Here is a 23,382-nt window from a genome sequence, read left to right as displayed (position 1 = left end):
ATGACCGCGCCGCTGATCGAATTCCGCGCCGTTGCCCGCGTCTATGGCGAGGGCGAGACCGAGGTGCGTGCACTGGACGGCGTGGACCTGCGCATCGGCAAGGGCGAGTTCGTTGCCGTGATGGGGCCCTCGGGGTCGGGCAAGTCCACCGCGATGAACATCATCGGCTGCCTCGACCGGCCCAGCGGCGGGGAATACCTGTTCGACGGCGTCGCGGTGCAGGACCTGTCGCCCGATGCCCGCGCGCTGCTGCGCCGGCACTACCTGGGCTTCGTGTTCCAGGGCTTCAACCTGTTGCCGCGTACGACGGCGCTTGAGAACGTGGAACTGCCGTTGATCTACAAGGGCGTCCCCGGCGCCGAACGCAAGGCCCGCGCGCTGGCCGCGCTGGCCAAGGTCGGGTTGCAGGGGCGCGAACGGCATGATCCGTCGCAACTGTCGGGCGGCCAGCAGCAGCGCGTGGCCATCGCGCGCGCGCTGGCCAGCAGCCCGATGGTGATTCTGGCGGACGAACCGACGGGAAATCTCGACAGCCACCGCAGCCACGAGATCCTGACGCTGCTGCAAGAGCTGAACCGCACCGAGGGGATCACCATCGTCATGGTCACGCATGAGGCCGACATCGCCGCCTATGCCAGCCGGCTGGTGGTGTTCACCGACGGCCGCATCACCCGGGACGAACCGGCGCTGCGACAAAGCGAGGCCGCGCAATGATCCTGGAAGCGGTGCGTTTGGCCTTCCGGTCGATCCTGCGCAACAAGCTGCGGTCGTTCCTGACCATTCTTGGCGTGGTCATCGGCGTCGGCGCGGTGATCGCCATGGTCACGGTGGGGCAGGGCTCGTCGCGCCAGGTCGAGCAAAGCGTGCAGGGCCTGGGGTCCGACATGGTGGTGTTGCGGCCCGGCCAGCGCGGCTTCGGCCCGCCCGGCGGCGGCCCGCCCGCCCGCCGGTTCACCCTGCGCGATGCCGAGGCGCTGTCGCATCTGCCGGTGGCGCGGCTGGTGGCGCCGATCGCCAACGCCTCTGCGACGGTGGTGTCCGGCAATGCCAACGTGACGACCTCGATCACCGGCTCGAACGAGGCCTGGGCCGAGGTGGCGAACTGGACCTTTGCCGCGGGCCGCAACTTCTCGGCCTCGGAAGTGCGGGCGGGGGCTGCGGTCTGCCTGCTGGGCGAATCGGTGCGGAAGAACCTGTTCGGCAGCGCCGATCCGGTCGGCCAGCAGGTGCGGGTGAAGTCGATCGCCTGCACCGTGGTGGGCCTTCTCGACGCCAAGGGCGCGGGCAGCTTCGGCCAGGATCAGGACGACCTGGTGGCGATGCCGATCCGGCTGGTGCAGCGGCGGCTGAACGGGGACGAGGATGTGAACTCGATCCAGATCGCCATTGCCCAGGGGGCCGCCACCGCCGATGCCATCGCCCAGATCAGCGAATTGATGCGTGAGCGGCGCCGGATCAGCCTGGGCGAAGACGACGATTTCTCGGTCACCGACATGAAGGAGGTGGCCTCGATGCTGAACTCGATCAACACCGTGCTGTCGGGAATGCTGTCCTCGGTTGCGGCGGTCAGCCTGCTGGTGGGCGGGATCGGCATCATGAACATCATGCTGGTCTCGGTCACCGAGCGCACGCGCGAGATCGGCATAAGGCTGGCGATCGGGGCCACCGGGCGGCAGGTGCTGACGCAGTTCCTGGTCGAGGCGGTGGTGCTGTCGCTGTTCGGCGGGCTGATCGGCATTCTGGTCGGGCTGGCGCTGGCCTGGGGGGCGGGCAAGTTCATGGCCATCCCGTTTTCGCCCGATCCGTTGGTGGTGGTGCTGGCCTTCGGCTTTTCGGCGGTGGTGGGGGTGGTGTTCGGCTTCTTCCCGGCCCGCCGGGCGGCGCGGCTGGACCCGATCGAGGCGCTGCGGCATCAGTAAGGTGCGGCCCGGTCAGCCTTGAAAGCGGATCGGCAGGGTAAAGCTGTAGCTGTCCTCGGCCAGGCCTTTCGGCGCCGCCGGGAAATTTCCCGCGGCCTTCACGGCCTTGACCGCCGCCCGGTCCAGCGCCGCGACCCCGGACGAGGCCACCACCGACACCGCCAGCAGCCGGCCCGTCCGCGCCACCGTCAGGCGGACCTTGACGGTTCCGGCCGCGCCGACGGCGAACTTGCGCGACTCGACCCGCGACCGGATCTTGGCGCCCCAGGCGGCCTTGAGATCGGCGATCTTGCCTTTCGTGAGGCCCGGGTCGCCGGCGCTGCCGGCTGCTCCGGACACCGCGCCCTGGCCGGTGCCGGCTGCCCTGGCGGCGGCCAGCGCCTCCGGCGCGGCGGCGGGGCGCGGCGCCTTGGGCGCCGGCTTCGCCGCTGGCTTGGGCTTGGGCTTGGGTTTGGCCTTGGGTTCCGGCACGGGTTCTGGCGGCGGGGCCGCAAGCGGAGCCGGGGGCAGGGCCGGGGCCGCATCGGCCCGGGGCGGCTGCGGTAGGGCGATGGAGGGCCGGGGGTCAGGGACCTCGGCTGTCGCGGCCAGCGCCGGGGTGGCATCCTCGGCCGCTGGCGGCGTCAGCGGCCCGGGCGGGGCCGTGGCGACCGCGGGGGCGGCGGCGGGCAGCAGGTCGGCCGGGGTCAGCAGGGTGACCTGAACCGAAGGCGGCTGCGGCCGGGTGGCGCTGTCCAGCCCGCTGTCGCCGGCCGATCCGGCCCCCATTGCCGCGGGAACCGCGACCAACGCCAGGGCCGCACCGGCATGCAGGCTGGCCGAGACCAGCGCCGCCCAGGGGGCCGCGAAGGGGCCGGTGGTGGGGGCGGTTGCAGCCGGGGCCGGGTGGGCGACCAGGGCCGGCGCCGCGCCGGCCGGCGCAAAGACGGCGCCGGCGGAGAGGGCGCGCAGCGACCGCGCGCCCGGCGCGGCCTTGCCACGCTGCGCCACGAGACGTGCCTCTGGCCCCCGCCTGTCCGACATCCTGCCCCCGAAGGTGTATCCCATGGGATCAACCGCGCCCGGGTTGCGCGCAAGCCCGGGCCTTGTCAAGTCTGCCCGCCCGGGGCGGCCACGGCTGCGACGGAATCGACCATCCACGATCCGCGGACGCTGTGCCGGACCGCAGCCGATTCGCAACTGGCACGGTTGCATATGAGAATGGCCGAGGCTAGGCTTGCCCGGCGATGAAGAAGCCGCACGACAAGACCACCCGGATGACCCAGGCCCTGCGCGACGGCGGCGTGCGGGTGACGCGCCAGCGCGAGGCGCTGCTCAAGGTGCTGACCGAGGCGGCGGATCACCCGGACGCGGCCGAGTTGCATCGGCGGGCCAAAGGGATCGACGATACCGTGTCGCTGGCGACGGTCTATCGCACCCTGACGGTGCTGGAACGCGAGGGCGTGGTGCATCGCCACAGCTTCGAGTCGGGCGGGGCCCGGTTCGAGGTGGCGGATCCGGTGCATCACGACCACATCGTGGACCTGGACACCGGCCAGATCACCGAGTTCCGCAATGACAAGATCGAGGAATTGCAGCGGCTGATCGCGGCGGAGATGGGCTATGAGATCGTCCATCACCGGCTTGAGCTTTACTGCCGGAAGCTCGGCTAGGGCGGCGCCCCGACGCCGATTTCCGAAGTCGGAAATCGTGCACGGAATTCGACTTCGAATTCCGGGGTCCGGGTCACAGGCCGCGGGTCTGGAACTCGCGCCCGATGTGGCAGGTGGCCTGCCACCAGGCGCTGGCGCGGCTGCGGGTCTGGTGGGCCTGGAAGGCCGGGGCGTCTGCGAAGGATTCCTCGACCCGCCAGACCAGCGGGTCTTCGGTGGGGGTCACCAGGAAGCTGACACAGCCGGGCTCGGCCCGGGTCAGCCGGATGTGGTCGGGCAGGTGGGCCCGGACCAAGGCGGCCTCGGCCTCGCCGCTGCAGATCAGGTGGCCGGTGAGCGTGATCATGGCACGGACGATTTCCGCGCGGAAACCGTGCGCGGAAGTGGCGCGAGTTCCGTCTTTCCGCCGCGGCTCATTCGAGTTCGATCGTCCCTGGCGGTTTCGAGGTGCAGTCGTAGAAGACGCGGTTGATTCCCTTGACCTCATTGATGATGCGGGTGGCGGTTTCGCCAAGGAACTCATGGCTGAAGGGGTAGTAGTCGGCGGTCATGCCGTCCACGGATGTCACCGCCCGCAGGGCAAGGGCGTGGTCGTAGGTGCGGCCGTCGCCCATCACGCCGACGGTGCGCATCGGCAGGATGGCGGCGAAGGCCTGCCAGATTTCATCATACAGCCCGTGCTTGCGGATCTGGTCGATGTAGACGGCATCGGCGCGGCGCAGGATGTCCAGCTTTTCCCGCGTGATCTCGCCGGGGCAGCGGATGGCCAGGCCGGGGCCGGGGAAGGGGTGGCGGCCGATGAAGCTGGCGGGCAGGCCGAGTTCGCGGCCCAGGGCGCGGACCTCGTCCTTGAACAGCTCGCGCAGGGGTTCGACCAGTTTCAGGCCCATCTTCTCGGGCAGGCCGCCGACGTTGTGGTGGCTCTTGATGGTGACCGAGGGGCCGCCGGAGAAGCTGACCGACTCGATCACGTCGGGGTAAAGCGTGCCTTGGGCCAGGAACTCGGCGCCGCCGACCTCATGCGCGTGTTTCTGGAACACGTCGATGAAGAGCCGGCCGATGGTCTTGCGCTTGACCTCGGGGTCCGAGACGCCTTCCAGCGCGGTTAGGAACAGGTCCGATTCGTCGGCATGGATCAGCGGCATGTTGTAGGCGTCGCGGAACATTGTGACGACCTGTTCGGCCTCGCCCAGGCGCAGAAGGCCATGGTCGACGAAGACGCAGGTCAGCTGGTCGCCGATGGCTTCGTGGATCAGCACGGCGGCGACGGAGGAATCAACGCCGCCCGAAAGGCCGCAGATGACCTTGGCGCTGCCGACCTGGTCGCGGATTTTCCGGATGGCTTCCTCGCGGTAGGCGCCCATGGTCCAGTCGCCCTTGAAGCCGGCGAGGCGGACGAAGTTTTCATAGAGCCTGGCGCCGCGCGGGGTGTGGTGGACCTCGGGGTGGAACTGGACGGCGTAGAAGTGCCGCTCGGGGTCGGCGGTGATGGCGAAGGGGGCGTTGGGCGAGGTGCCGTAGACCTGGAAACCGGGGGCGATCTTCGACACATGGTCGCCGTGCGACATCCAGACCTGTTCGGGGCCTTCGGCGAACCAGCCGGCCAGTAGCGGCAGGACCTTGGCGGTGGCGGTGACCTTGGCGCGGCCGAATTCGGCGGTGCCGTGGCCGCCTTCGACGGTGCCGCCCAGGCAGTGCATCATCACCTGCTGGCCGTAGCAGATGCCAAGGATCGGCACGCCCAGATCGAACACGCCCTTCGGCGGCATCGGGGCATCGGTCCAGTAGACCGAGGCCGGGCCGCCGGAGAGGATCACGGCTTTCGGCGCGAAGGCCTTGAGGAAAGCGTCGTCCACCCGGTTGTAGGGGTGGATTTCGCAATAGACCGAGAGTTCGCGCAGCCGGCGGGCGATCAGCTGGGTGACCTGGCTGCCGAAGTCGATGATGAGGAGGCGGTCGTGTTGGGTCATGCGCCCGCGTAGCGCGCTGTTTGGGGCGTGGCAAGGGGCGGAGAGCGAGAGCCGGGGGTTTCACACCCCCGGACCCCCGTGGGATATTTGGGGACAGATGAAGGCGGGTCGTTTTCGGCGGGACAGGGTGTCGCTTTTGGCGGTGAGGTGCCGGAAACGGGGGGCGACCGGAGAGGCTTGCCGGGCATAAGGGCCGCAAGGGGTTCCTCCGGGAGGCGGCGATGAGCGAGACGGAAGTGGCAGAGACGGGCGCGCGGCGGGTGCGGGGTGGCGGCGGCAGCGCGCGGCGGGCCGAACGCACGGCGGTCAGCTTCGAGACGGCGCGGTTCATTGAGCGCAACATCCCGAACTTCGAGATCCTGAACGAGGAGGCGCTGTCCATCATCGAGTGGAACGCCGAGACGGTGCTGGAGGAGATCGGCGTCAACTTCGTGGAAAACCCCACGGCGCTGCTGCGCTGGCGCGAGGCCGGGGCGGATGTGCAGGGCGAGCGGGTTCGCATTCCGCGCGGGCTGGCGCGGGCGTTGTGTGCGACGGCACCGGGGAGTTTCACCCAGCACGCCCGCAACCCCGATCGCAACGTCGAGATCGGCGGCCGGGGGCTGGTGCTGGCGCCGGTCTACGGGCCGCCCTTCGTGCGCGATGCGGAAGGCGGGCGGCGCTATGCCACTATCGCGGATTTCCGGAATTTCGTGAAGCTTGGCTACATGTCCAAGTGGCTGCACCATTCCGGCGGCACGGTCTGCGAGCCGACCGACGTGCCGGTGAACAAGCGCCACCTCGACATGCTGCTGGCGCACATGACGCTGAGTGACAAGCCGTTCATGGGATCAGTGACGGAGCCTTCGCGGGCGGCGGATTCGGTGGCGATGGCCAAGGTGCTGTTCGGCGACGATTTCGTCGACCGCAACACGGTGATGACCAGCCTGATCAACATCAACAGCCCGTTGACCTTCGACGGCATCATGATGGGCGCGCTGGAGGTCTACGCGCAGGCCAACCAGGCCGCCATCGTCAGCCCCTTCATCGTCGGCGGCGCGATGGCGCCGGTCACCGTGGCCGGCACGCTGACGCAGGTGCTGGCCGAATGCCTGGCCGGGGTGGCCTACAGCCAGCTGGTGCGCAAGGGCGCGCCGGTGATCATGGGGGCCTTCGTCACCTCGATCGACATGAACTCCGGCGCGCCGACCTTCGGCACGCCCGAGGCGGCGCATATCACCTATGGCGCGGGGCAACTGGCGCGGCGGCTGGGGCTGCCCTACCGGTCGGGCGGGGCCTTCTGCGGATCGAAGCTGCCCGATGCGCAGGCGGCCTATGAATCGGCCAACAGCCTGAACATGGCGCTGCTGGCGGGCGTCAACTTCATGCTGCATGCCTGCGGCTGGCTGGAGGGCGGGCTGGTCAGTTCCTATGAAAAGTTCGTGATGGATGCCGACCAGCTTGGCTGCCTGCATGGCCTGGCCAAGGGCGTGTCGGTGGATGCGAACGGGCAGGGGATGGACGCCATCCGCGAGGTCGGCCCCGGCGGGCATTACCTGGGCTGCGAGCATACCCAGGCGAATTTCAAGTCGGCATTCTGGCGGACCGACGTGCTGGACTACAAGCCTTTCGAGACCTGGGAGGAAGAGGGCGCGCGCGATACCGAAGCCCTGGCCTCGGCGCGGGTGAAGAAGATGCTGGCCGACTATCAGGCCCCGGCGCTGGACGAAGGCACGCGCGAGGCGCTGGCAGACTTCGTTGCACGGCGGAAGTCCGAGATGCCCGACGCCTTTCTCTGACCCATCCGGTCAAAACAGTTTTGCCAATGCGGAAACATTCGCCCGCGCCCCGTGGCTCGGGGGCGCGGGCCTTGCGATGCCGGTAAGGGTCAGGACCCGCGCGCGGCGGTCAACAGCCTGCATTCGGCCAGAAGCGCCACCAGCACCTCAAGATGGGCGACCACGGAATAGGCCGCATCGCCCCGGCGGCGGGTCTCTTCGAAGGCCGCTTCGGCCTCGAACAACCGCGGAACCGTGCGTTCCGGCCGCATTTCCCCGGCCAGAAGCCGCTGCAGCTGGCGGCCACGGCGGTAATGCACAAGCCCGAAGCGGGCGGCGCGCATCATCAGTCCGGGGCGCCGCAACTGGCTGAGCGCCGGATGGGATTCGGGCATGGCAGACCTCCTTTGGATTCGGGAGGCAGTCTGCACCGGCACAACCCGGCGTTGCGTCTTGACCTTTTCAAGCGTGCGGGCTGGTCGGAAATGTTTAGCATTTGTTTATGATTATCGCCAGAAGGTTAAGAGTTAACTCTCAGGTAACCAATTCTTCCATAGGTTGCATTCGTCCGATTTCCGGACGCTGCGATCCCATGCCGCCGAAAGCCCAGGATGACAGGATTGTCCGCCATCGCCTCTGCCCGCCTTCCAGACTGGCTTCCCTCGAAGGTCCGACTGTACCTCAGCCACACCGAAGAAGGCGTGCCGCTGCGTGCCTTGGCGCGCGAAGTGGGGCTGAATGCCTCGACCGTCCTGCGACAGGTCCGGCGCTATGAAAACCGCCGCGACGACCCGCTGATGGACGGGGCGCTGGCGGCGCTGGCTCGGGCAGCCCGCCCCGATCCGACTGACTCCACGCGAAAGGACGCATCTGCCATGACCGCCCCGATCCGAGACCTGACTGCCGTGACCGACGAGGCGCAGCTGGAACGCGAAGGCCGCCGGGTGCTGCGCCGGCTGGTCGAGCCGGGCTCGGTCCTGGCCTTCGCCCCCGAAATGGACAAGGCGGTGGTCCTGCGCGAGTTCCCCGACGGGCGCTCGGCGCGGACCGCGGTGCTGGACAAGGCGGTGGCGCAGGCGATGAGCCTGAAGGACTGGATTGCCTGCCGCAAGTCGGGCCGGGTGGCGATCTACGAGATCACGGCGGCAGGGCGGGCGGCGCTGAAGCGGATGCTGGATGCCGATGACCGGCGGCGCAACGGCGGGTTGGCCGAGGCGGCGACACCCTTCGCCGACCAGCACCGGGTCTGGGGCGAGCGGCGGATCGAGGACGAGGACGGCGTGCGCCGGGCGCGGTTCAACCTGGCGGAAAGCCCGGTCGCCGTGCTGGGGCGGCGGCGCGACAAGGACGGCAAGCTGTTCCTGGAAACGCCGCTGGTCGAGGCGGCGGAACGCCTGCGCGAGGATTTCGAACTGGCGCAGATGGGGCCTCGGGTGGCGCAGAACTGGGAAAAATTCCTGACCGGCGGCGACCGCGGCAGTTTTCGCACCGACAGCGGCCTGGCCGAGGGCCCGTCACGGGCGCGCGAGCGGGTAGCCGCGGCGCTGCGCGACCTGGGGCCGGGTCTGGGCGATGTGGCGCTGCGGGTCTGCTGCTTTCTTGAGGGCATCGAGGCGGCCGAACGGCGGATGGGCTGGGCGGCGCGGTCAGGCAAGATCGTGCTGCGCATCGCCCTGATGCGGTTGCGCCGGCACTATGACGAAACCTATGGCCGGGCCGGCCCGCTGATCGGCTGAGGTCCTGTCAGCCCGCCATGGCGCGCGCGGCCAGTGTCAGCGACAGGACCGCCAGCCAGACGGCAGAGGCGCGATTCAGGCCGGGGCCAAGGCGCCTGAGGGCTCCGGCCCCGAGAAGCAGCCACAGGACCGAGACCACGGGCACGACAAGGGCGAAGAGCGCAAGCCCCGTCGCGCCCGAGCCGGGCAGCAGCACCAGGCCCAGGATCAGCGCCTTGGGGTTCAACAGCGTGGTCACGGCGATGTGCCGTGCGGTGACGGTGGTTGCAGGGGCGGCGCCGGCGCCGGGCAATTGCCACAGCCGGACCGCCAGCCACGCCACCCAGATCGCCGCAAGCCCGGTCACCAGCGGCCGCAGGATCGGCAGGGCGGACAAGGCCTGGTCCCCCCAGAGCCAAAGCGGCAGCACCACCGCCGCGTAGGCCGCCAGCACCACCGGCACCAGCCGCAGCGCCCGCCTCCCGCCCCCTTGCGCTGCCGCCAAGGCCAGCAGCGCGTTCGTCGGGCCGGGTGTGGCCAGAAGCCCGATCAGGGCGAGGAACAGCTGCGCGGTGGTCATCATCGCTGAACCGTTGTCGCATCAGACGCGCCAGATCAAGGGTGCGACCGGGTTTGGTGCCGATCAAATGCAGGAAACGCGGTGGCCAGAGTGTTTCGCCCGCACGCGCAGCGCACGGCACCAAGACTGAAACACCAAGACGGGCGGCGTCAATCCGGGGGGGTGTCAATACGGGGGGGCGTCAAGACAGGGACCAAGACGGGAGGCGCGGATCGCACCCCCCGTCCCGGGCCGGGGCTTCCCCTTCCCCGGACTGGCGCAGCCGCTGCTCTGTCGGCGCGCGTAAAGCCTTGTGCCGTGTTCCCTGCGTTGCCTTGCGGGGCATGACGGCTTATGTCGAAAAGGGCCCCGCACCGTCACGGGGAAAAACCGGAAGTCTGCAACCCATGCGCGACCTGAAGCTGCCTGAAGAGCGCCACCCCGAAAAGGCGCACCGCCCCGACAATGCCCAGCCGAAGAAGCCGGCCTGGATCAGGGTGCGTGCCCCCACGTCCGACGGCTACAAGCAGACCCGCGACATCCTGAAGGCCAAGAAGCTGGTCACCGTCTGCGAAGAGGCGGGCTGCCCCAACGTGGGCGAGTGCTGGAGCGCCGGCCACGCCACCATGATGATCATGGGCGAGATCTGCACCCGCGGCTGCACCTTCTGCAACGTGGCGACCGGCAAGCCCCAGGCGCTCGATGCCTTCGAGCCTGGCCGCGTGGCCCATGCCGTAGCCGAACTGGGCCTGCGCCACGTCGTCGTCACCTCCGTTGACCGCGACGATCTGGCCGACGGCGGCGCCGAGCATTTCGCCCAGACCATCCGCGCCATCCGTCACCGCGCGCCCGGGACCACTATCGAAGTGCTGGTGCCCGACTTCCTGAAATGCGGGCCCGACGCGCTTGAAACCGTGGTCGCCGCGAAACCGGACGTGCTGAACCACAACCTGGAAACCGTGCCCGGCCTTTACCCCGAGGTCCGCCCCGGTGCGCGCTACTTCCACTCGCTGCGCCTTCTGCAGCGGGTGAAAGAGATCGACCCGGCGATGTTCACCAAGTCCGGAATCATGGTCGGCCTGGGCGAGGACCGCCAGTCGGTCGGCCAGGTGATGGACGATCTGCGCAGTGCGGACGTCGATTTCCTGACCATCGGCCAATACCTGCAGCCGACACCCAAGCACCACGCAGTGGCCCGCTTCGTGCCACCCACAGAATTTGCGGCCTATGAGGCCGCGGCCTATGGCAAGGGCTTCCTGATGGTCTCGGCCACGCCGCTCACGCGGTCCAGCTACCATGCCGGCGAGGACTTCGCCCGCCTTAGCGCGGCGCGGAAAGAGCGCCCGGGGCGAGGCTAGCAGACCGATCCTTCGTCGAAGGATCGGATACGAGTTTTCGTCGAAAACTCGGGGTTCCGGATCTTCGACGAAAATCCGGCGCTTCAGAACAGCATCTGAACCGGCTCTCGGTTGCAGACCACGATGAACTGGTTGGAGGTTGCCAGGAGATGAAACCCGCGCCGGCGGACCTCGGCAAGGAACCGATCGCGCCCGATCTCGCGGTCGACCCAGGCGATGGACCGCCGCACCACACCCCCGCGTGCGGCCTGAGCCGCGAAGATATGGCTGATCCAGGCCTCCGGATCGGAGTGGACTGGGGCAGAGACAGGCGGGTGGGGCTGCAGGCGTGTCATGCGATGATCCTGCCGCGCCGTGGTTAACAGCCGGTTAATCGCTGCCCGACAGGATTCCAGAGGGCGGGCCGGGCCTACTCGACGGGCGCAACCCGCTTGAGGTAGGCCGCCACGGCGGCCGCGTCCTCGGTCGGCAGGCGGGCGAAATTGTCGACCACATGTGCCATGTGACCGCCGACGCTGTCATACTCCGGCGTGAAGCCGGTGGTCAGATAGGCCGCGATGTCGGCCTCGGACCAGGTCAGCTTGGCCGGCGTGATGTTCGGCACCCGGGCCTTGCCGCCGGGGTCCGACGGGTCGGCTGCACCGGCCAGCCAGCGCGCCTTGTCCGGCCCGCCCAGCGCATTGCGGGGTGTATGGCATTCGCCGCAATGCGCCAGCGCCTCGGCGATGTATCGGCCGCGGTCCTCGGTCGGGGTCATGTTGCCCGGCACCGCCCAGGCTTGCGACACGAACAGCAGTTTCCAGGCCCCCAGCGAGGCCCGGATGTTGAACGGAAAGCCCAGGTCGTGCTCGGCGTTCGGGGTGGCATCGGCCGGCAGGGTTTTCAGAAAGGCGAACAGATCGGCCACATCGGCCAACTCCATCCGGGCGTAAGAGGCATAGGGCAGGGCGGGGTAATAGTGCTGGCCGCGAGGCGACACCCCGCGGGTGATGGCATTGGCAAGATCAAGCAGCGTCCAGTCGCCGATGCCGGCCTCGGGGTCCTGGCTGATGTTCGGGGCGATGAAGGTGCCGAAGGGAGAAGCGAAGCGCTGCCCCCCCGTCAGCACCCGCTGCGCCTCGCCCTTGGCACCCGGGGCCATGTGGCAAGAGGCGCAGCCGGCGGCCCAGAAGATGCGCTCGCCCTTCGCGGCATCGCCGGTCAGACCCTCGACCGCGGCGGCGGACAGCGGCGCGGGCCGGGTCAGCCACCAGCCGGTGCCACCGGCCAGAACGGCAAGAAGGGCAAGCGTGCGGATCAGGCGCATGGTCTGGCATCCTTCGGGCTTGGGCTGGTCCGCAACCCTAGCGGGCTTTGCCGGGCCTGTCAGTCACGGTTTTGCGCGCAGCTGCTCCACCGTCAGCCAGGCCGGCCAACCCCACAGCCATTCGATCCCGGCAATCAGCAGCGAAGCCGCGATGACGCCGCCATACATCGCGACCTGCCGCGCCGAGGGCGGCTTCTGCGCCCAGCGCTTTGCCTTCATCATCCAGCGCAGCGGGTCCATCAGCCCGCGCCCGTGAAGCGGACCTTGCCGATGTAGGGCAGGTTGCGGTTCCTTTGCGCAAAGTCGATGCCGTAGCCGACCACGAATTCGTCGGGAATCTCGAAGCCGGTCCAGGTTGCCCGGATCTCGACCTCGCGCCGCGACGGCTTGTCCAGCAAGGCGCAGACCTCCAGCCGCTTCGGCCCGCGCGACAGCAAGAGGTTGCGCACATGGTGCAGGGTAAAGCCGGTGTCCACGATGTCCTCGACGACCAGCACGTCGCGGCCGGCGATCTCGCCCCGCAGGTCCTTCAGGATGCGCACCTCGCGTGAGGATGCCATGGCGTCGCCATAGGAACTGGCCTCCAGGAAATCCACCTCGACCGGCAGGTCGATCTCGCGCACCAGATCGGCGATGAAGACGAAGCTGCCGCGCAGCAGGCCCACGACGACCAGCTTGTCGGTGCCCTTGAAATGGGCGGTAATCTCGCGCGCAAGGGATTCGACCCGGGCGGCAATGGCCTTGGCGCTGATCATCTGGTCGATGACATAGGGGCGGTCGGGCATCGGCGTCCTTGCGGTGGCTTCCCTGCCTTCCTAGCGCCAAGCCGGCCGCAACGCGAGGGCCTCTGTCCCGGCGTCCTGCGGCGGCGGGACGCGGGCTTCGGCTGCGGCGGTTCTTGACCCCCGGGCAGCTTCGCGCCACATGGAGGCGACGTCCGCCGGAGCCGCATGCCCACGCACCATGAGATCAAGCGCCTGCCCTATACCGCCCAGCAGATGTACGATCTGGTGGCCGATGTGGCACGCTACCCCGAATTCCTGCCCTGGAATTCGGCCGCCCGCATCCGCTCGCTGACCCCGATCCCCGGCGGCACGCTGATGGAGGCGGACCTGGTGATCAGTTTCAAGGTGTTCCGAGAGCGGTTCGGCAGCCGGGTGCAGCTGCTGGCGAACGAAAGGCGGATCATCACCGAATACATCGACGGGCCGTTCCGCTTCATGCGCTCGACCTGGGCCTTCCGCGATGCGCCGGGCGGTTGCGAGGTCGAATTCTTCGTGGATTTCGAGTTCCGGAACGCCATCCTGCAGGGCATCATCGGGGTGGTGTTCAACGAGGCGATGACCCGCGTCGTGCGTGCCTTCGAGCGGCGGGCGAACGCGCTTTACGGGCCTTGACCGCAAAGGCCGCGACGAAAGCCGCAACGGAAGCCGCAACGAAGACAGCGACGGAAGCCGCGACGGGCAACGTGTGACGTGAAGGCGTCCAACAGCCCGGAGACCCAGACATGACTGCGCTTTCCCCCATGTCCGCCCGTCCGCGCCGCATCGCGGCCCTTCGTGCCCTGACCGTCTGGGCGGTGCTGATCCTGGCTACCATGGCCGTTCCCGCGCTGGCACGCTCCGAACGGGTCGAGATCGGCGACCGCTGGTATCGGATCGACCTGCCGGCAAAGACCCGCGGCGCCCCGGTGATCCTGGCATTGCACGGTGGCGGTGGCGACCCCGAGCAGTTCGCGCGGTCGTCGGGCCTTGGCGACGCGGGCACCGCCCAGGGCTACGCGGTCGTCTTTCCGGCCGGAACGGGCCGCCGAGGCGACCGGCTTCTCACCTGGAACGGCGGCTATTGCTGCGGCTCGGCCGCCAGGCGCGGGGTCCAGGACGAAGCCTTCCTGAAGGCCGTGATCGCCGATGTGGCGGCGCGCTACGGCGTAGATGACGGTCGCGTGTTCCTGACCGGCATGTCGAACGGCTCGATCATGTCCGAGACCTTCGCGGCCCGGAACCCGGGGCTGGTGCGGGCGGTGGCCGGGGTTTCCGGCACCATGGACACCAGGTCGAACCGCCTGCGCGGCCCGGTGGCTGCGCTGGTGATCCACGGCACCGCCGACAGCATGGTGCCCTACCAGGGCGGCCAGGGCGACCGCAGCCTGACGCGGGCGGATTTCTCGTCGGTCGCGTCGGTGGTCAAGGCCTTCCTCGCGCCGCAGTCCTCGGTTCTGGCCAAGACCACCCGTCGGATCGACGCCCGCGACGACGGCACCGCGGTCGAGGTGACCGACTGGACAGCGGGCGGCCGGGTGGTGGTGCGGCTGATGACCGTCGAGGGCGGCGAGCATTACTGGCCCGGCAGCCGCAAGGCGCGGCTGTCCAGCGGCAAGACGCAAGAGATCGACGCCACCGCCGAAGTGCTGACGTTCTTTGCCCTCTGGCGGTGACCGCCGGCCGGGTCTGCAATCGGCCTGGCGACGATCTAGGTCAGCCGGCGCAGCGGCAGGCCCAGGCGGCCGTAGTCCACCGCCTTGTAGCCGAACGGAAGTTCGACCAGCGCATCCGGCCGGATCATCGCCACGTCCTGCGCCAGCACGCCCTCATAGGTCGCCGGCAGCCCGGCATAGCGCCAGCGATACAGCGGCAGGCCCTGCGCGGTCATGCCGGTCTGGCGGACATCTTCCTTCAGCCGGACATCGCTGGTCGCGGCCGCGGGCGAGCCCGAGCCGGCCGAGGCGATCGTCGCCATGAACAGGATCAGCATGAGCGGCACGATGGCATCATGCGAGGCCGACGACGAGGCATCCTGCCGGATGACCTCCGGCTCCATCACCGGCTCGGCCAGGCCACCGGCCTGTGCCAGGCTGAGGCTTCCGAAAACCAGTGCAGAGGAAAGGAGAAGGCACTTCTTCATGGCGCAGTCCCTTGGTTGTGACAACATCCCCGTCGCGGGCGCGGGCAGGTAACGGGCAGTTCACTGGCAGACAATCGGCCGGCCCCCGGCGACCGGGTCAGAATGTCCTCAGAACCGGGATTGCACAACGTTTGTTTGCTCCGCACCGGCGGCGACCTTGCCAAGGGCGGGATGCCGCGGAAAATCTCCGGGTTTTCGGTGGCATTGTCGTGACGGCGTGGCTAATCTCGGCGCCAGAACCGACAGCTGAAGGACGCTCCGCATGGCCACTCCGAAGAAGACCGCCCCCAAGGCACGCAAGGCCGTGCCCAAGGCCATGCCCGCCGCCGTGCTCGAGATCGCGCCGGTTGCCGAGGCTGCGGGGGCCGAAGCCCCCGAGGCGGATGTGGCCGCCCAGGCCAAGGTCCGCGCGCCCAGCCTGCGTCTGAAGGAACTGGTCGACCATGTCTCCGCCTCGACCGGGGCCAAGAAACCTGCGGTGAAAGAGATCGTGACAGCGACCGTGATGGCGCTTGGCGACGCGCTCGGGCGCGGCGACGAGTTGAATCTTCCCGGCTTCGGCCGCGCCCGCATCGCCCGCCAGACCGAACGCGACGGCGCCTCGCATCTGACGCTCAAGGTCCGCCGCGGCCCGCACAAGAGGCGCGAGGCCGGCGACACGGAACCCCTTGCAGAGGACGGCGAGGATAGCTAAAAGCCCCGCCACCGAACAGGGTTTCGGGCGATTAGCTCAGCGGTAGAGCGCTTCGTTCACATCGAAGATGTCAGCGGTTCAAATCCGTTATCGCCCACCATTCCAGCCGAAGGCGCGCCAGCACCGGCGCGCCTTTGCGCATTTCGGGGTGCGGTGTTCGGCGCTAGCGCAGAATGCCCAGCAGATTGGCATGATCGTCGGTCCAGACCGGGCCGCCATCGCCCGCCAGCGGCCGCCAGCGCGGGTCGCCGGCAAGGGGGGCCAGCGCTTCGGCGCTGTCGGCCATGACCACCACGGTCGAGGGCAGCACACCCGGCCCCTCGTCGCTGACATCCTTGCGCGACCGGATCATCGCCGTCATGCCCAGCGCCTCAGCGCCGCGCGCCAGCGGCAGTTCGATCCGGTAGAAGCGGTTCGAGATGTGGAACACCAGCACGCCCCCGGGCGCCAACTGCCGGCGGTACAGCGCCAGCGCCTCGACCGTGGTCAGATGCACCGGCACCGCATCCGAACTGTAGGCGTCGATCACCAGCAGGTCGAACCCCATCTCGGGCTGGCCCTCCAGCACGATCCGCGCATCGCCCAGATGCGTCGGCGCATCGCCCGCGCAGGCCGACATGAAGGTGAACAGGGCCGGATTGCGGGCGATCTCGTCCACCTTGCGGTCGATCTCGTAGAAATGCCAGGCCTGCCCGGGCTGGCGATAGCAGGCAAGCGAGCCGACACCCAGGCCGATCACCCCGACGCGCTGCGCCGTCCTGCCCAGATCCGAGGACAGGATCTGCCCCATCGGGCCGCCGGCGCTGTAATAGGTGATCGGCGTCGGCCGCGCGGCGGTCAGGTCGGCCACCCGCTCGGCGCCGTGCACCGTGGTGCCGTTCGAATAGCGCCGCAAATCGCCCTTGTCGCGCACGGCATGCAGGCCAAAGAAGCTGCGGTCGCGGTGCAGGGCCGCGCTGTTGATCAGCAGGCCGGCGGTCAGCAGGAAGACCAGCACCGCCACCATGCCGCCGCGATGGCCCGCCGGGCCAAGGCGCCCCAGCGCCCAAAGGCCGCCGGCCAGGATCGCCACCGCCACCAGCGCCGGCACCAGGCGCGACACCCCGGCCAGCACGACCGGACCCAGGATCAGCGGCAGCAGCGTCAGCACCCCCAAGGCCAGCCCCAGCGCCAGCGACCGGACGCTGAACCGCCCCCAGGCGCCGGCCAGCAGCACCGCCGCCAGCGCAACCGTGATGCGGAATTCAAGGAACTGGTCGAACGCCAGCGGCGCGATGATCGAGTTGAAGACGCCGCCGACCGCGCCGCCCACCGACATCACCAGATAGAACAGCGTCAGGTGGCGGGGGGCCGGGCGGGCCTCGTAAAGCATCCGGTGCGTCACCAGCGAAACCAGGAACACCGCCAGAACCAGAATGCCGGCCAGCGTCCAGCTTTGCTCGGTCGATGTCAGGCCGGTGAACAGCACGGCCAGAACCGCCAGGGCGGCGATGAACGGCGGCCGCAGCCGGGCCGCAGTCAGCCAGGGGCGATTGGAAAAGGCCAGCACGAAGGTCAGCAGATACAGCGCCAGCGGCACCACCCAGATCAGCGGAAACGACCCGATGTCGGTGCTGATGGTGGTGGTCGCCCCCAGCATCAGCGACGACGGCACAAAGGCCAGGAACATCCACCACAGGATGCGGCCGGCGGTCGGCCGGGCCGCAGCCGTCTCGGCCGGCGCCGGCCCGGCCTGCCCGCCGCGCGCCAACAGCGCGCAGGGCACCAGCAACAGCCCCAGCACAACGAACCCCGCGGCCCAGCCCCGACCGATCGCCGTCGCCCCGAACAGCGGCTCGGCCAGCAGCGGAAAGGCCAGCAGCGCCAGCAGCGAGCCCAGGTTGCTGGCGCCGTAGAGGAAATAGGGGTCCTGCGCCGACGGCCCGCCGCTCTTGCCATACCAGGACTGGATCAGCGGTGCATTGGCCGACAGAAAGCCGAACGGCAGGCCGACGCCCAGCGCGAACAGGGTCAGCGTCTGCACCACGGTCGACCGGTGCGGGTCATAGCTCCAGCCCTCGGGCATCGCCAGCGGCAGGAACGCCAGCGCGCAGGCCCAAAGCCCCAGATGCACCGCCATCTGGGTGCGCACGCCAAGATACCGGGTCATCAGATGGGCATAGAGATAGCCGCCGATCAGCACGCACTGAAAGAACAGCATCGCCGTCGTCCAGACCGCTGACGCGCCGCCAATGGCCGGCAGCACGATCCGGGTGAACAGCGGCTGCACGAAGAACAGCAACGAGGCCGACAGGAAGATCGTCAACGTGAACAGACCGGCCAGGGCAAGACGCCCCGAAAAGGCCGTCGCGGGACGTGTCACGCTCGAAGTCATGGTCCGGGGCGCCCTTGCAGAAGATTCCTCTGCGGCCAAGCCTTGGACACAGACTTTGTTCTCCTTTGGGCAGCAATCGCGCCAATTGTGGTGAAACGCGAAACCGGTGCTGCGGCGCGTCACAGTCTCGCCCGAATGCCGGCTCGCCCGAATACCGGGGTCGTCAGTCGCGCAGGTCGGATGGTGCGGGGCAGGGCGGCTCTGCGGCCATTGCGGCGGGACGGACAGTTTCGCCCGCATCAACGCCGCCATCAACGCCGCCATCAACGCCGCCATCAACGCCGCCATCAACGCCCGCGTCATGGCCCGCATCAAAGCCGGCGGGTGGTGCGGGCGGGCAATCGCTGGCCGCGGTCAGCTTTGCCGCCGGGCTTTCCGTAGCGGTGCCGGCCTTTTCGCCATGGGGCGGATAGATCGGCAGATGAACCGCGCCGAAGATGCCCGCGACGACAAGGGTCTCCAGCACGATGCGCTTGGTGGTCAATTTGCGGGCCATGCCGGCAGGCTGCCCCAGCTTGCGTCGACAGGCAAGCCCGACCGCGCCCGACCCTGGCCCGGTTTCTTGCCCCGTTTCTTGCCCTGTGGCTCTCCCGGTGGCCCTCCCGATGCAGTCGCCCGGCGCTTGCGTCGGTCGGGGCGGCCCGGTAAACCGGCCTCTCCGGGGTGGTTAGCTCAGTTGGTAGAGCGTCTCGTTTACACCGAGAATGTCGGGGGTTCGAATCCCTCACCGCCCACCATTTCTCACGGCCGATTCTAGGCTTTGGAACCGGCATGCTTCCGGTTGCCCTTGCCGCCGCAGGGGCGCGAAGGTCGCGGCCGGTGCGCGCAGGTTGGCCTAGGCCACCGCCCTCAAGATCATGCGCCCGCGCCGTTGGCCATTCATGCCGCGCCGGCGCTGATCCGTCGGCCTGACGCGGCGTGTCGGCGAAGGGTTCGGCGGCGACCTGTTGCGCGTCGCTGTAGACGATGTAGCCAATCCGCTCGCCGTGCAGGATCTCGATCGGATGGCCGTGGTCTTCCAGCAGGGCGGTCAGCTCGAAGGCCTTGTCCAGGGCCTCGGTCGCGGGAGGCGCGGTCAAAGCGGTTTGGGGCGGGCAGGTGGGTTCCGAACCAGCCCGGCAGGTCCTGCAGGCGCTGGCGCGCGGCGGGGTCGATCTCGCCCTCGTCGCGCAAGGCGCAGGCGGCGCAGAAGAACCCCTCGCGGGCGGCAAGGCCCGGCACGCGGTTCGGCCGGACGAATCTCAGATAGATGGGCACGACACCACCGAAACCGACCGCCTCTCGCGACACTCGCTGAGTTTGGCTGCGAAATCCGGCCATTTCTTGGCCATCGTTGCACCCCGGAGGCCCGGAGTTTCCTAACAATTCGTTAAAGTCGATTCGCAAGCCCTTGAATTCATTGCGGCCGCAAAGCGTCCCATCATGGGACACCCCGCTGTTCGTCCCCGCACAGCCCCCGCGCGCAGGCCGGGATTTGCCCCTGGGACCGCCAGTCCCTATCTTTTCCCCATGAGCTGGAACCCCGCCCTCGACCCCACCATCCCCCTCGGCGACGCCATCGACGCCATCGAGACCGTCATCGTGCCCCGGGCCCGCGACCTCGGTGGCTTCGAGGTCCGCAGGGCGCTGCCCTCGATCGCCCGCCAGATGGTGGGGCCCTTCATCTTCTTCGACCAGATGGGCCCGGCCGAGTTTCTCACCGGCCAGGGGATCGACGTGCGGCCGCATCCCCACATCGGGCTGGGCACGGTGACCTATCTCCTGAAGGGTCGCCTGCACCACCGCGACAGCTTGGGCACCGATGCCTGGATCGAACCGGGGGCGGTGAACTGGATGCTGGCGGGGCAGGGCATCACCCATTCCGAGCGCACCGACGGCCCCGCCCGCCAGGCGCCGCTGTCCCTGTTCGGCCTGCAGACCTGGCTGGCCCTGCCGAAGGACCGCGAGGACGCCCCCGCCGGTTTCGCCCATCTCGGCCGAACCTCGCTGCCCGAGCTTGAGGGCGAGGGCAAGCTGGTCCGCCTGATCCTGGGCCACGCCTGGGGAGAGACGGTGCCCCTCAAGCTGCCCTCCGAGGTGTTCTATGCCGACGCCCTGCTGGGCCCCGGCGCCGCGATCCCCTTGCCCGACGACCACGAGGACCGCGGCGTCTACATCCTGGAAGGCGAGGTCGCCTGCGCCGGCCAAGTGTTCGAGGCCGGCCGCATGCTGGTCTTTCGCCCGGGCGACCGGGTCTCGGTCCGGGCCGGCGGGCAGGGTGCGCGGATCATGCTCCTGGGCGGGGCCACGATGGACGGGCCGCGGTTCATCTGGTGGAACTTCGTGGCCTCTTCGAAAGACCGCATCGAGGCCGCAAAAGAAGCCTGGCGGGCGGGCGACTGGGCGCATGGCCGGTTCCGCCTTCCCCCCGGCGACGCGGGCGAATTCATTCCGGCCCCGGAGCGTTGATTTTTCCCCGCCCGGCCGCTTGACGCCGCCCGCCCCCCCGCGTATCTAGCCGGCGTCGCCCGGGCAACCGGACGAAAAACGCGCGGTGGTAGCTCAGTCGGTTAGAGTACCGGCCTGTCACGCCGGGGGTCGCGGGTTCGAGCCCCGTCCACCGCGCCAGTTTTCCCAACGAGACCGATGGCCGCAAGGATGTCCCATCATGGGACATGTCTTGAACCCTTTGAAATCAAAGGGTTGCGCGCGTGATTTCACGATTTGTTAACCTTTGGAGGATTTTGACCGCCTTTACCGCGGCCCCTTGCGCCCCTGTCGATGGTCCTCAACCTTGGCCCGAAGGTGGGCGGCTTCGTCTGGCGGCAGGGCGTCCAGCAACTCGTCCAGCTTGTCGCCGGTGCCATCGAGAAACTCGATCGCCTTCTCGGCCAGCTCGTAATGGTCGCTGATGTCGCCGCCGATGTCTTCAAGGACACCGCCTGCAACCCCGCCGATGGTCGACCCGATCAGGGTCGAGACCATCACCAGATTGCGCAACCCCTTCACGCTGACGGTCGAGGCCTTGTCGGCCTGCTTTCCCTGACCTTCGGCCACTTCGGCCACCTGACCGATCAGCAGGGCGCTTTTCTCCGACACCAGCGCCGCCCGGACGGCGTCTTGCAGCAGGTCCATCACCAGTTGCCGCGTCGCCCCCCGCCGCGCAAAGCCGCCATGGTCATCGTCCAGCGCCCGCGCCTCGGGGAAGGACCGGACCAGCGTCGCGGCCGAGGCCAGGAAGGTGCCCAGTGCCGCCCGCGCCTCTTCGGGCAGCAGGTCCAGCGCATCGCGCCCTTCGCGCCGCCCCCGGTCGTTCGCGTCAAGCAGTTCGCCCAGCGCGATCAGGCTGCCCCAAAGCTCCAGCGACCGCTCGGCCAGCGACCGCCCGGTCTCGGCCAGGATCGCGGCAAAGGCAACGGCTTCCTCATGCACTTCCTGCCGGAACCCGCCCGAGTTTGTTCGCGTGCCAAGCTTGGCCAGCAGCTTTGCGCAGCGGTCTGCGGCCATGCGTGCCAACTGCTCTTGCCGCTGATCCGCGGGCACGTCGCGGATATACAGCGACAGCACCCCCTGTGCGGGCGAGAACCGCCACCCCGCCAGATCCTGCGCCTGCATCAGCGCTTCGAGTGTCGGCGGCGGTTCGGGCGGCTTCGCATCGCCGATCGGCTGCGGCGGCTGGCCATCCGGGCGGGCGCGGGGGGTGTAGGGCTGCGGCCAGGGCGGCAGGGAGGCGAGATAGGCCAGGGTCTCGCGGGCGCGGTCTGCCGTATCCTCGATCCGCGACAGCCGGTCCAGCTCGGCATCCTGCGCGGTGGCGGCGGTGGCGGAGAAGGTCAGGCCGGGAGGGTCGTCCGTGCCCAGTCTGTCCGCCCCCTTGATCGGGCGCAGGTCAGTGATCGGAGTGCCGTCCAGTGCCAGGTCTGCCAGCGCGGTGAGGCCGGAAAGGGGGGCAAGATCGGCGACGGCGGTCTGGCTGAGAAAGAGAGATCGCAGCGCGGTGAGGCCGGCGAGGGGGGCAAGGTCGGCGACCGCGGTCTGGTCGAGCCTGAGGGTTTGCAGCGCGGTGAGGCCGGCGAGGGGGGCGACGTCGGCGACGGCGGTCTGGTCGAGCGCAAGCGATTCCAGCGCAGTGAGGCCTGCGAGGGGGGCAAGGTCGGCGACCGCGGTCTGGCTGAGCCAGAGCCATTGCAGCGCGGTGAGGCCGGCGAGGGGGGAAAGGTCGGCGACCGCAGTCTGGTCGAGCTTGAGCCATTGCAGCGCGGTGAGGCCGGCGAGGGGGGCAAGGTCGGCGACCGCGGTCTGGTCGAGCCTGAGGGTTTGCAGCGCGGTGAGGCCGGCGAGGGGGGCGAGGTCGGCGACGGCGGTCTGGTTTAGCCAGAGAGATCGCAGCGCGGTGAGGCTGGCGAGGGGAGCGAGGTCGGCGACTGCGGTCCGGCTGAGGTCGATCTCTGACAGGCCCTGAACCCCGGCGATTTCGGGCGGGATGCGGGTGAGCGCGCGGAAGCGGGTACCGCTGAGGTCGAGGGTGGTTCCCCCGGCCTTCCGCACCCGCTCGATTTCCTTCACCGCCGCCCGATAGGCGCGGTCTGCCTTGCTGTCTGCCATCGCGCGCCCCCTGCTTGCGCGGCCAACCTGCCGCGGCCTTGGCGCCACCGCAACCCCCCGGCGTTTCCCGCTTGACGCCCCTTGACGAAGCGTCTATCCGGCCCGGCACGCGCGGTGGTAGCTCAGTTGGTTAGAGTACCGGCCTGTCACGCCGGGGGTCGCGGGTTCGAGCCCCGTCCACCGCGCCAGTTTCCCCCCTCGGACCGTTTGTCGGTGAAAGACCAGCCGGGATTCCGTGCGCGGTCGTTTCGGGGTTTAATGCATTCCGAAAGTGGAATATGTGAGTCGGACCCCGATCCGGAGCCGCGCCATGGAATTTCTCGACAAGACCCCGCTGTTCCTGTTCGCGATTGCCGCGCTGACCCTGGGGTTGTCACCGTATTCTCCCGAGCCGCACATCTGGGAGAAACTGAAGATGCTGGCGGCGGGCAATCTGGTGCGGCCGATCGACATCTTCGATTTGTGCCTGCATGCGGCGCCCTGGCTGGCGCTGGCGGCCAAGCTTGCGCGGATGGCGCTGCGCGGGCAGGGCGGCTGAGAGGGGGCGCTGCCCCCGCCGCGGGCAAGCCCGCGACTCCCCCGGGGTATTT

Annotated in this window: 24 protein-coding genes and 4 tRNA genes; 15 read left to right on the top strand and 13 right to left on the bottom strand. The window is 68.9% G+C overall.

Annotated features, from left to right (window positions below; genetic code table 11):
- Together LHP98_RS03585 and LHP98_RS03580 are read left to right on the top strand one after the other, a co-directional pair.
- Entirely contained in the window at positions 1–714 is a 714-nt protein-coding gene (locus tag LHP98_RS03585) for an ABC transporter ATP-binding protein (protein ID WP_227251104.1), read from the top strand.
- Complete coding sequence (locus tag LHP98_RS03580) at positions 711–1,919, top strand: ABC transporter permease (protein WP_227251103.1); 1,209 nt, start codon at positions 711–713, stop codon at positions 1,917–1,919. Before LHP98_RS03585 ends, LHP98_RS03580 begins: the two co-directional genes overlap by 4 nt.
- A gap of 12 nt (positions 1,920–1,931) precedes the next feature.
- Here LHP98_RS03580 and LHP98_RS03575 read toward each other — a convergent pair whose 3' ends face one another.
- Positions 1,932–2,909, bottom strand: a complete 978-nt coding sequence (locus LHP98_RS03575; RefSeq protein ID WP_227251102.1) for an energy transducer TonB — start codon at positions 2,907–2,909, stop codon at positions 1,932–1,934.
- A gap of 236 nt (positions 2,910–3,145) precedes the next feature.
- Here LHP98_RS03575 and LHP98_RS03570 point away from each other — a divergent pair, with 236 nt between their 5' ends.
- The gene (locus LHP98_RS03570; protein ID WP_227251101.1) at positions 3,146–3,571 is read left to right on the top strand and encodes a Fur family transcriptional regulator; all 426 of its coding nucleotides are present in this window, start codon (positions 3,146–3,148) and stop codon (positions 3,569–3,571) included.
- Positions 3,572–3,644: 73 nt separating this feature from the next.
- Here the strand turns inward: LHP98_RS03570 and LHP98_RS03565 are convergent, their stop codons facing one another.
- Positions 3,645–3,917 (bottom strand): putative quinol monooxygenase, encoded by a 273-nt coding sequence (locus tag LHP98_RS03565; RefSeq protein WP_227251100.1) that lies wholly within the window; start codon positions 3,915–3,917, stop codon positions 3,645–3,647.
- Between the two features lie 67 nt (positions 3,918–3,984).
- Positions 3,985–5,541 (bottom strand): glutamine-hydrolyzing GMP synthase, encoded by a 1,557-nt coding sequence (gene guaA, locus LHP98_RS03560; RefSeq protein WP_227251099.1) that lies wholly within the window; start codon positions 5,539–5,541, stop codon positions 3,985–3,987.
- Between the two features lie 236 nt (positions 5,542–5,777).
- On the opposite strand from guaA, the gene LHP98_RS03555 reads away from it, so the two are divergent.
- Positions 5,778–7,319 (top strand): trimethylamine methyltransferase family protein, encoded by a 1,542-nt coding sequence (locus tag LHP98_RS03555; RefSeq protein WP_227251548.1) that lies wholly within the window; start codon positions 5,778–5,780, stop codon positions 7,317–7,319.
- 89 nt (positions 7,320–7,408) lie between these two features.
- Here LHP98_RS03555 and LHP98_RS03550 read toward each other — a convergent pair whose 3' ends face one another.
- Positions 7,409–7,693 carry a DUF6477 family protein gene (locus tag LHP98_RS03550; protein ID WP_227251098.1) on the bottom strand — a complete coding sequence of 95 codons (285 nt, stop codon included), beginning with the start codon at positions 7,691–7,693 and terminating at the stop codon, positions 7,409–7,411.
- Positions 7,694–7,909: 216 nt separating this feature from the next.
- On the opposite strand from LHP98_RS03550, the gene LHP98_RS03545 reads away from it, so the two are divergent.
- Positions 7,910–9,034 carry a DUF6456 domain-containing protein gene (locus LHP98_RS03545; RefSeq protein ID WP_227251097.1) on the top strand — a complete coding sequence of 375 codons (1,125 nt, stop codon included), beginning with the start codon at positions 7,910–7,912 and terminating at the stop codon, positions 9,032–9,034.
- Between the two features lie 7 nt (positions 9,035–9,041).
- On the opposite strand, the gene LHP98_RS03540 is transcribed toward LHP98_RS03545, so the two are convergent.
- Positions 9,042–9,596: a hypothetical protein gene (locus LHP98_RS03540; RefSeq protein ID WP_227251096.1), complete on the bottom strand. Its 555-nt coding sequence runs from the start codon at positions 9,594–9,596 to the stop codon at positions 9,042–9,044.
- Between the two features lie 383 nt (positions 9,597–9,979).
- Between LHP98_RS03540 and lipA the strand changes: the two genes are divergently transcribed.
- Positions 9,980–10,930 (top strand): lipoyl synthase, encoded by a 951-nt coding sequence (lipA, locus tag LHP98_RS03535; RefSeq protein ID WP_227251095.1) that lies wholly within the window; start codon positions 9,980–9,982, stop codon positions 10,928–10,930.
- Between the two features lie 83 nt (positions 10,931–11,013).
- On the opposite strand, the gene LHP98_RS03530 is transcribed toward lipA, so the two are convergent.
- The 4 genes from LHP98_RS03530 to hpt all read right to left on the bottom strand — a co-directional run bounded on the left by LHP98_RS03530 (position 11,014) and on the right by hpt (position 13,021).
- Positions 11,014–11,265, bottom strand: coding sequence for an N-(5'-phosphoribosyl)anthranilate isomerase (locus LHP98_RS03530; protein WP_227251094.1), 252 nt, complete (start codon positions 11,263–11,265; stop codon positions 11,014–11,016).
- 74 nt (positions 11,266–11,339) lie between these two features.
- Positions 11,340–12,236 (bottom strand): cytochrome c, encoded by an 897-nt coding sequence (locus LHP98_RS03525; protein ID WP_227251093.1) that lies wholly within the window; start codon positions 12,234–12,236, stop codon positions 11,340–11,342.
- 63 nt (positions 12,237–12,299) lie between these two features.
- Positions 12,300–12,476 (bottom strand): hypothetical protein, encoded by a 177-nt coding sequence (locus LHP98_RS03520; RefSeq protein WP_227251092.1) that lies wholly within the window; start codon positions 12,474–12,476, stop codon positions 12,300–12,302.
- A complete protein-coding gene (hpt, locus tag LHP98_RS03515; RefSeq protein WP_227251091.1) occupies positions 12,476–13,021 on the bottom strand; it encodes a hypoxanthine phosphoribosyltransferase in 546 nt (181 codons plus the stop codon). Before hpt ends, LHP98_RS03520 begins: the two co-directional genes overlap by 1 nt.
- A 165-nt stretch (positions 13,022–13,186) precedes the next feature.
- On the opposite strand from hpt, the gene LHP98_RS03510 reads away from it, so the two are divergent.
- Together LHP98_RS03510 and LHP98_RS03505 are read left to right on the top strand one after the other, a co-directional pair.
- On the top strand, positions 13,187–13,633 hold the full coding sequence (locus LHP98_RS03510) for a type II toxin-antitoxin system RatA family toxin (protein ID WP_227251090.1): 447 nt from the start codon (positions 13,187–13,189) through the stop codon (positions 13,631–13,633).
- 110 nt (positions 13,634–13,743) lie between these two features.
- Entirely contained in the window at positions 13,744–14,673 is a 930-nt protein-coding gene (locus LHP98_RS03505) for an alpha/beta hydrolase family esterase (RefSeq protein WP_227251089.1), read from the top strand.
- A 35-nt stretch (positions 14,674–14,708) separates the two neighbouring features.
- Here LHP98_RS03505 and LHP98_RS03500 read toward each other — a convergent pair whose 3' ends face one another.
- Positions 14,709–15,140: a tail fiber domain-containing protein gene (locus LHP98_RS03500; RefSeq protein WP_227251088.1), complete on the bottom strand. Its 432-nt coding sequence runs from the start codon at positions 15,138–15,140 to the stop codon at positions 14,709–14,711.
- Between the two features lie 262 nt (positions 15,141–15,402).
- Here LHP98_RS03500 and LHP98_RS03495 point away from each other — a divergent pair, with 262 nt between their 5' ends.
- On the top strand, positions 15,403–15,834 hold the full coding sequence (locus LHP98_RS03495) for an HU family DNA-binding protein (protein ID WP_227251087.1): 432 nt from the start codon (positions 15,403–15,405) through the stop codon (positions 15,832–15,834).
- A 25-nt stretch (positions 15,835–15,859) separates the two neighbouring features.
- A tRNA-Val gene (locus tag LHP98_RS03490) sits at positions 15,860–15,934 on the top strand.
- 63 nt (positions 15,935–15,997) lie between these two features.
- On the opposite strand, the gene LHP98_RS19450 is transcribed toward LHP98_RS03490, so the two are convergent.
- Together LHP98_RS19450 and LHP98_RS03475 are read right to left on the bottom strand one after the other, a co-directional pair.
- Positions 15,998–18,196: a fused MFS/spermidine synthase gene (locus tag LHP98_RS19450; RefSeq protein ID WP_319638909.1), complete on the bottom strand. Its 2,199-nt coding sequence runs from the start codon at positions 18,194–18,196 to the stop codon at positions 15,998–16,000.
- A gap of 175 nt (positions 18,197–18,371) precedes the next feature.
- The gene (locus tag LHP98_RS03475; protein ID WP_227251086.1) at positions 18,372–18,704 is read right to left on the bottom strand and encodes a hypothetical protein; all 333 of its coding nucleotides are present in this window, start codon (positions 18,702–18,704) and stop codon (positions 18,372–18,374) included.
- 165 nt (positions 18,705–18,869) lie between these two features.
- Between LHP98_RS03475 and LHP98_RS03470 the strand changes: the two genes are divergently transcribed.
- From LHP98_RS03470 to LHP98_RS03460, 3 genes are all read left to right on the top strand, one after another.
- Positions 18,870–18,945 (top strand) — tRNA-Val (locus tag LHP98_RS03470).
- 772 nt (positions 18,946–19,717) lie between these two features.
- On the top strand, positions 19,718–20,656 hold the full coding sequence (locus LHP98_RS03465; RefSeq protein ID WP_227251085.1) for a pirin family protein: 939 nt from the start codon (positions 19,718–19,720) through the stop codon (positions 20,654–20,656).
- Positions 20,657–20,738: 82 nt separating this feature from the next.
- Positions 20,739–20,815 (top strand) — tRNA-Asp (locus LHP98_RS03460).
- Positions 20,816–20,941: 126 nt separating this feature from the next.
- Here LHP98_RS03460 and LHP98_RS03455 read toward each other — a convergent pair.
- Entirely contained in the window at positions 20,942–22,792 is a 1,851-nt protein-coding gene (locus LHP98_RS03455; RefSeq protein WP_227251084.1) for a leucine-rich repeat domain-containing protein, read from the bottom strand.
- 111 nt (positions 22,793–22,903) lie between these two features.
- Here LHP98_RS03455 and LHP98_RS03450 point away from each other — a divergent pair.
- Positions 22,904–22,980 (top strand) — tRNA-Asp (locus LHP98_RS03450).
- A gap of 122 nt (positions 22,981–23,102) precedes the next feature.
- Positions 23,103–23,330, top strand: a complete 228-nt coding sequence (locus LHP98_RS03445; RefSeq protein WP_227251083.1) for an RND transporter — start codon at positions 23,103–23,105, stop codon at positions 23,328–23,330.
- Positions 23,331–23,382 lie beyond the last annotated feature (52 nt).

The sequence above is a fragment of the Rhodobacter sp. Har01 genome (genome assembly GCF_020564565.1).
In the GTDB taxonomy this organism is placed as follows: domain Bacteria; phylum Pseudomonadota; class Alphaproteobacteria; order Rhodobacterales; family Rhodobacteraceae; genus Pseudogemmobacter.
Note: the sequence above shows the minus strand (reverse complement) of the source record. Positions and strands in the feature narration are given on the sequence as shown.

Excerpts from the sequence above, each read along its gene's own strand:
- LHP98_RS03585 (WP_227251104.1), top strand. The coding sequence starts at position 1 with ATGACCGCGCCGCTGATCGAATTCCGCGCCGTTGCCCGCGTCTATGGC.
- LHP98_RS03580 (WP_227251103.1), top strand. The coding sequence starts at position 711 with ATGATCCTGGAAGCGGTGCGTTTGGCCTTCCGGTCGATCCTGCGCAAC.
- LHP98_RS03570 (WP_227251101.1), top strand. The coding sequence starts at position 3,146 with ATGAAGAAGCCGCACGACAAGACCACCCGGATGACCCAGGCCCTGCGC.
- LHP98_RS03565 (WP_227251100.1), bottom strand. The coding sequence starts at position 3,917 with ATGATCACGCTCACCGGCCACCTGATCTGCAGCGGCGAGGCCGAGGCC.
- guaA (WP_227251099.1), bottom strand. The coding sequence starts at position 5,541 with ATGACCCAACACGACCGCCTCCTCATCATCGACTTCGGCAGCCAGGTC.
- LHP98_RS03550 (WP_227251098.1), bottom strand. The coding sequence starts at position 7,693 with ATGCCCGAATCCCATCCGGCGCTCAGCCAGTTGCGGCGCCCCGGACTG.
- LHP98_RS03545 (WP_227251097.1), top strand. The coding sequence starts at position 7,910 with ATGACAGGATTGTCCGCCATCGCCTCTGCCCGCCTTCCAGACTGGCTT.
- LHP98_RS03540 (WP_227251096.1), bottom strand. The coding sequence starts at position 9,596 with ATGATGACCACCGCGCAGCTGTTCCTCGCCCTGATCGGGCTTCTGGCC.
- lipA (WP_227251095.1), top strand. The coding sequence starts at position 9,980 with ATGCGCGACCTGAAGCTGCCTGAAGAGCGCCACCCCGAAAAGGCGCAC.
- LHP98_RS03530 (WP_227251094.1), bottom strand. The coding sequence starts at position 11,265 with ATGACACGCCTGCAGCCCCACCCGCCTGTCTCTGCCCCAGTCCACTCC.
- LHP98_RS03525 (WP_227251093.1), bottom strand. The coding sequence starts at position 12,236 with ATGCGCCTGATCCGCACGCTTGCCCTTCTTGCCGTTCTGGCCGGTGGC.
- LHP98_RS03520 (WP_227251092.1), bottom strand. The coding sequence starts at position 12,476 with ATGGACCCGCTGCGCTGGATGATGAAGGCAAAGCGCTGGGCGCAGAAG.
- hpt (WP_227251091.1), bottom strand. The coding sequence starts at position 13,021 with ATGCCCGACCGCCCCTATGTCATCGACCAGATGATCAGCGCCAAGGCC.
- LHP98_RS03510 (WP_227251090.1), top strand. The coding sequence starts at position 13,187 with ATGCCCACGCACCATGAGATCAAGCGCCTGCCCTATACCGCCCAGCAG.
- LHP98_RS03505 (WP_227251089.1), top strand. The coding sequence starts at position 13,744 with ATGACTGCGCTTTCCCCCATGTCCGCCCGTCCGCGCCGCATCGCGGCC.
- LHP98_RS03500 (WP_227251088.1), bottom strand. The coding sequence starts at position 15,140 with ATGAAGAAGTGCCTTCTCCTTTCCTCTGCACTGGTTTTCGGAAGCCTC.
- LHP98_RS03495 (WP_227251087.1), top strand. The coding sequence starts at position 15,403 with ATGGCCACTCCGAAGAAGACCGCCCCCAAGGCACGCAAGGCCGTGCCC.
- LHP98_RS03475 (WP_227251086.1), bottom strand. The coding sequence starts at position 18,704 with ATGGCCCGCAAATTGACCACCAAGCGCATCGTGCTGGAGACCCTTGTC.
- LHP98_RS03465 (WP_227251085.1), top strand. The coding sequence starts at position 19,718 with ATGAGCTGGAACCCCGCCCTCGACCCCACCATCCCCCTCGGCGACGCC.
- LHP98_RS03455 (WP_227251084.1), bottom strand. The coding sequence starts at position 22,792 with ATGGCAGACAGCAAGGCAGACCGCGCCTATCGGGCGGCGGTGAAGGAA.
- LHP98_RS03445 (WP_227251083.1), top strand. The coding sequence starts at position 23,103 with ATGGAATTTCTCGACAAGACCCCGCTGTTCCTGTTCGCGATTGCCGCG.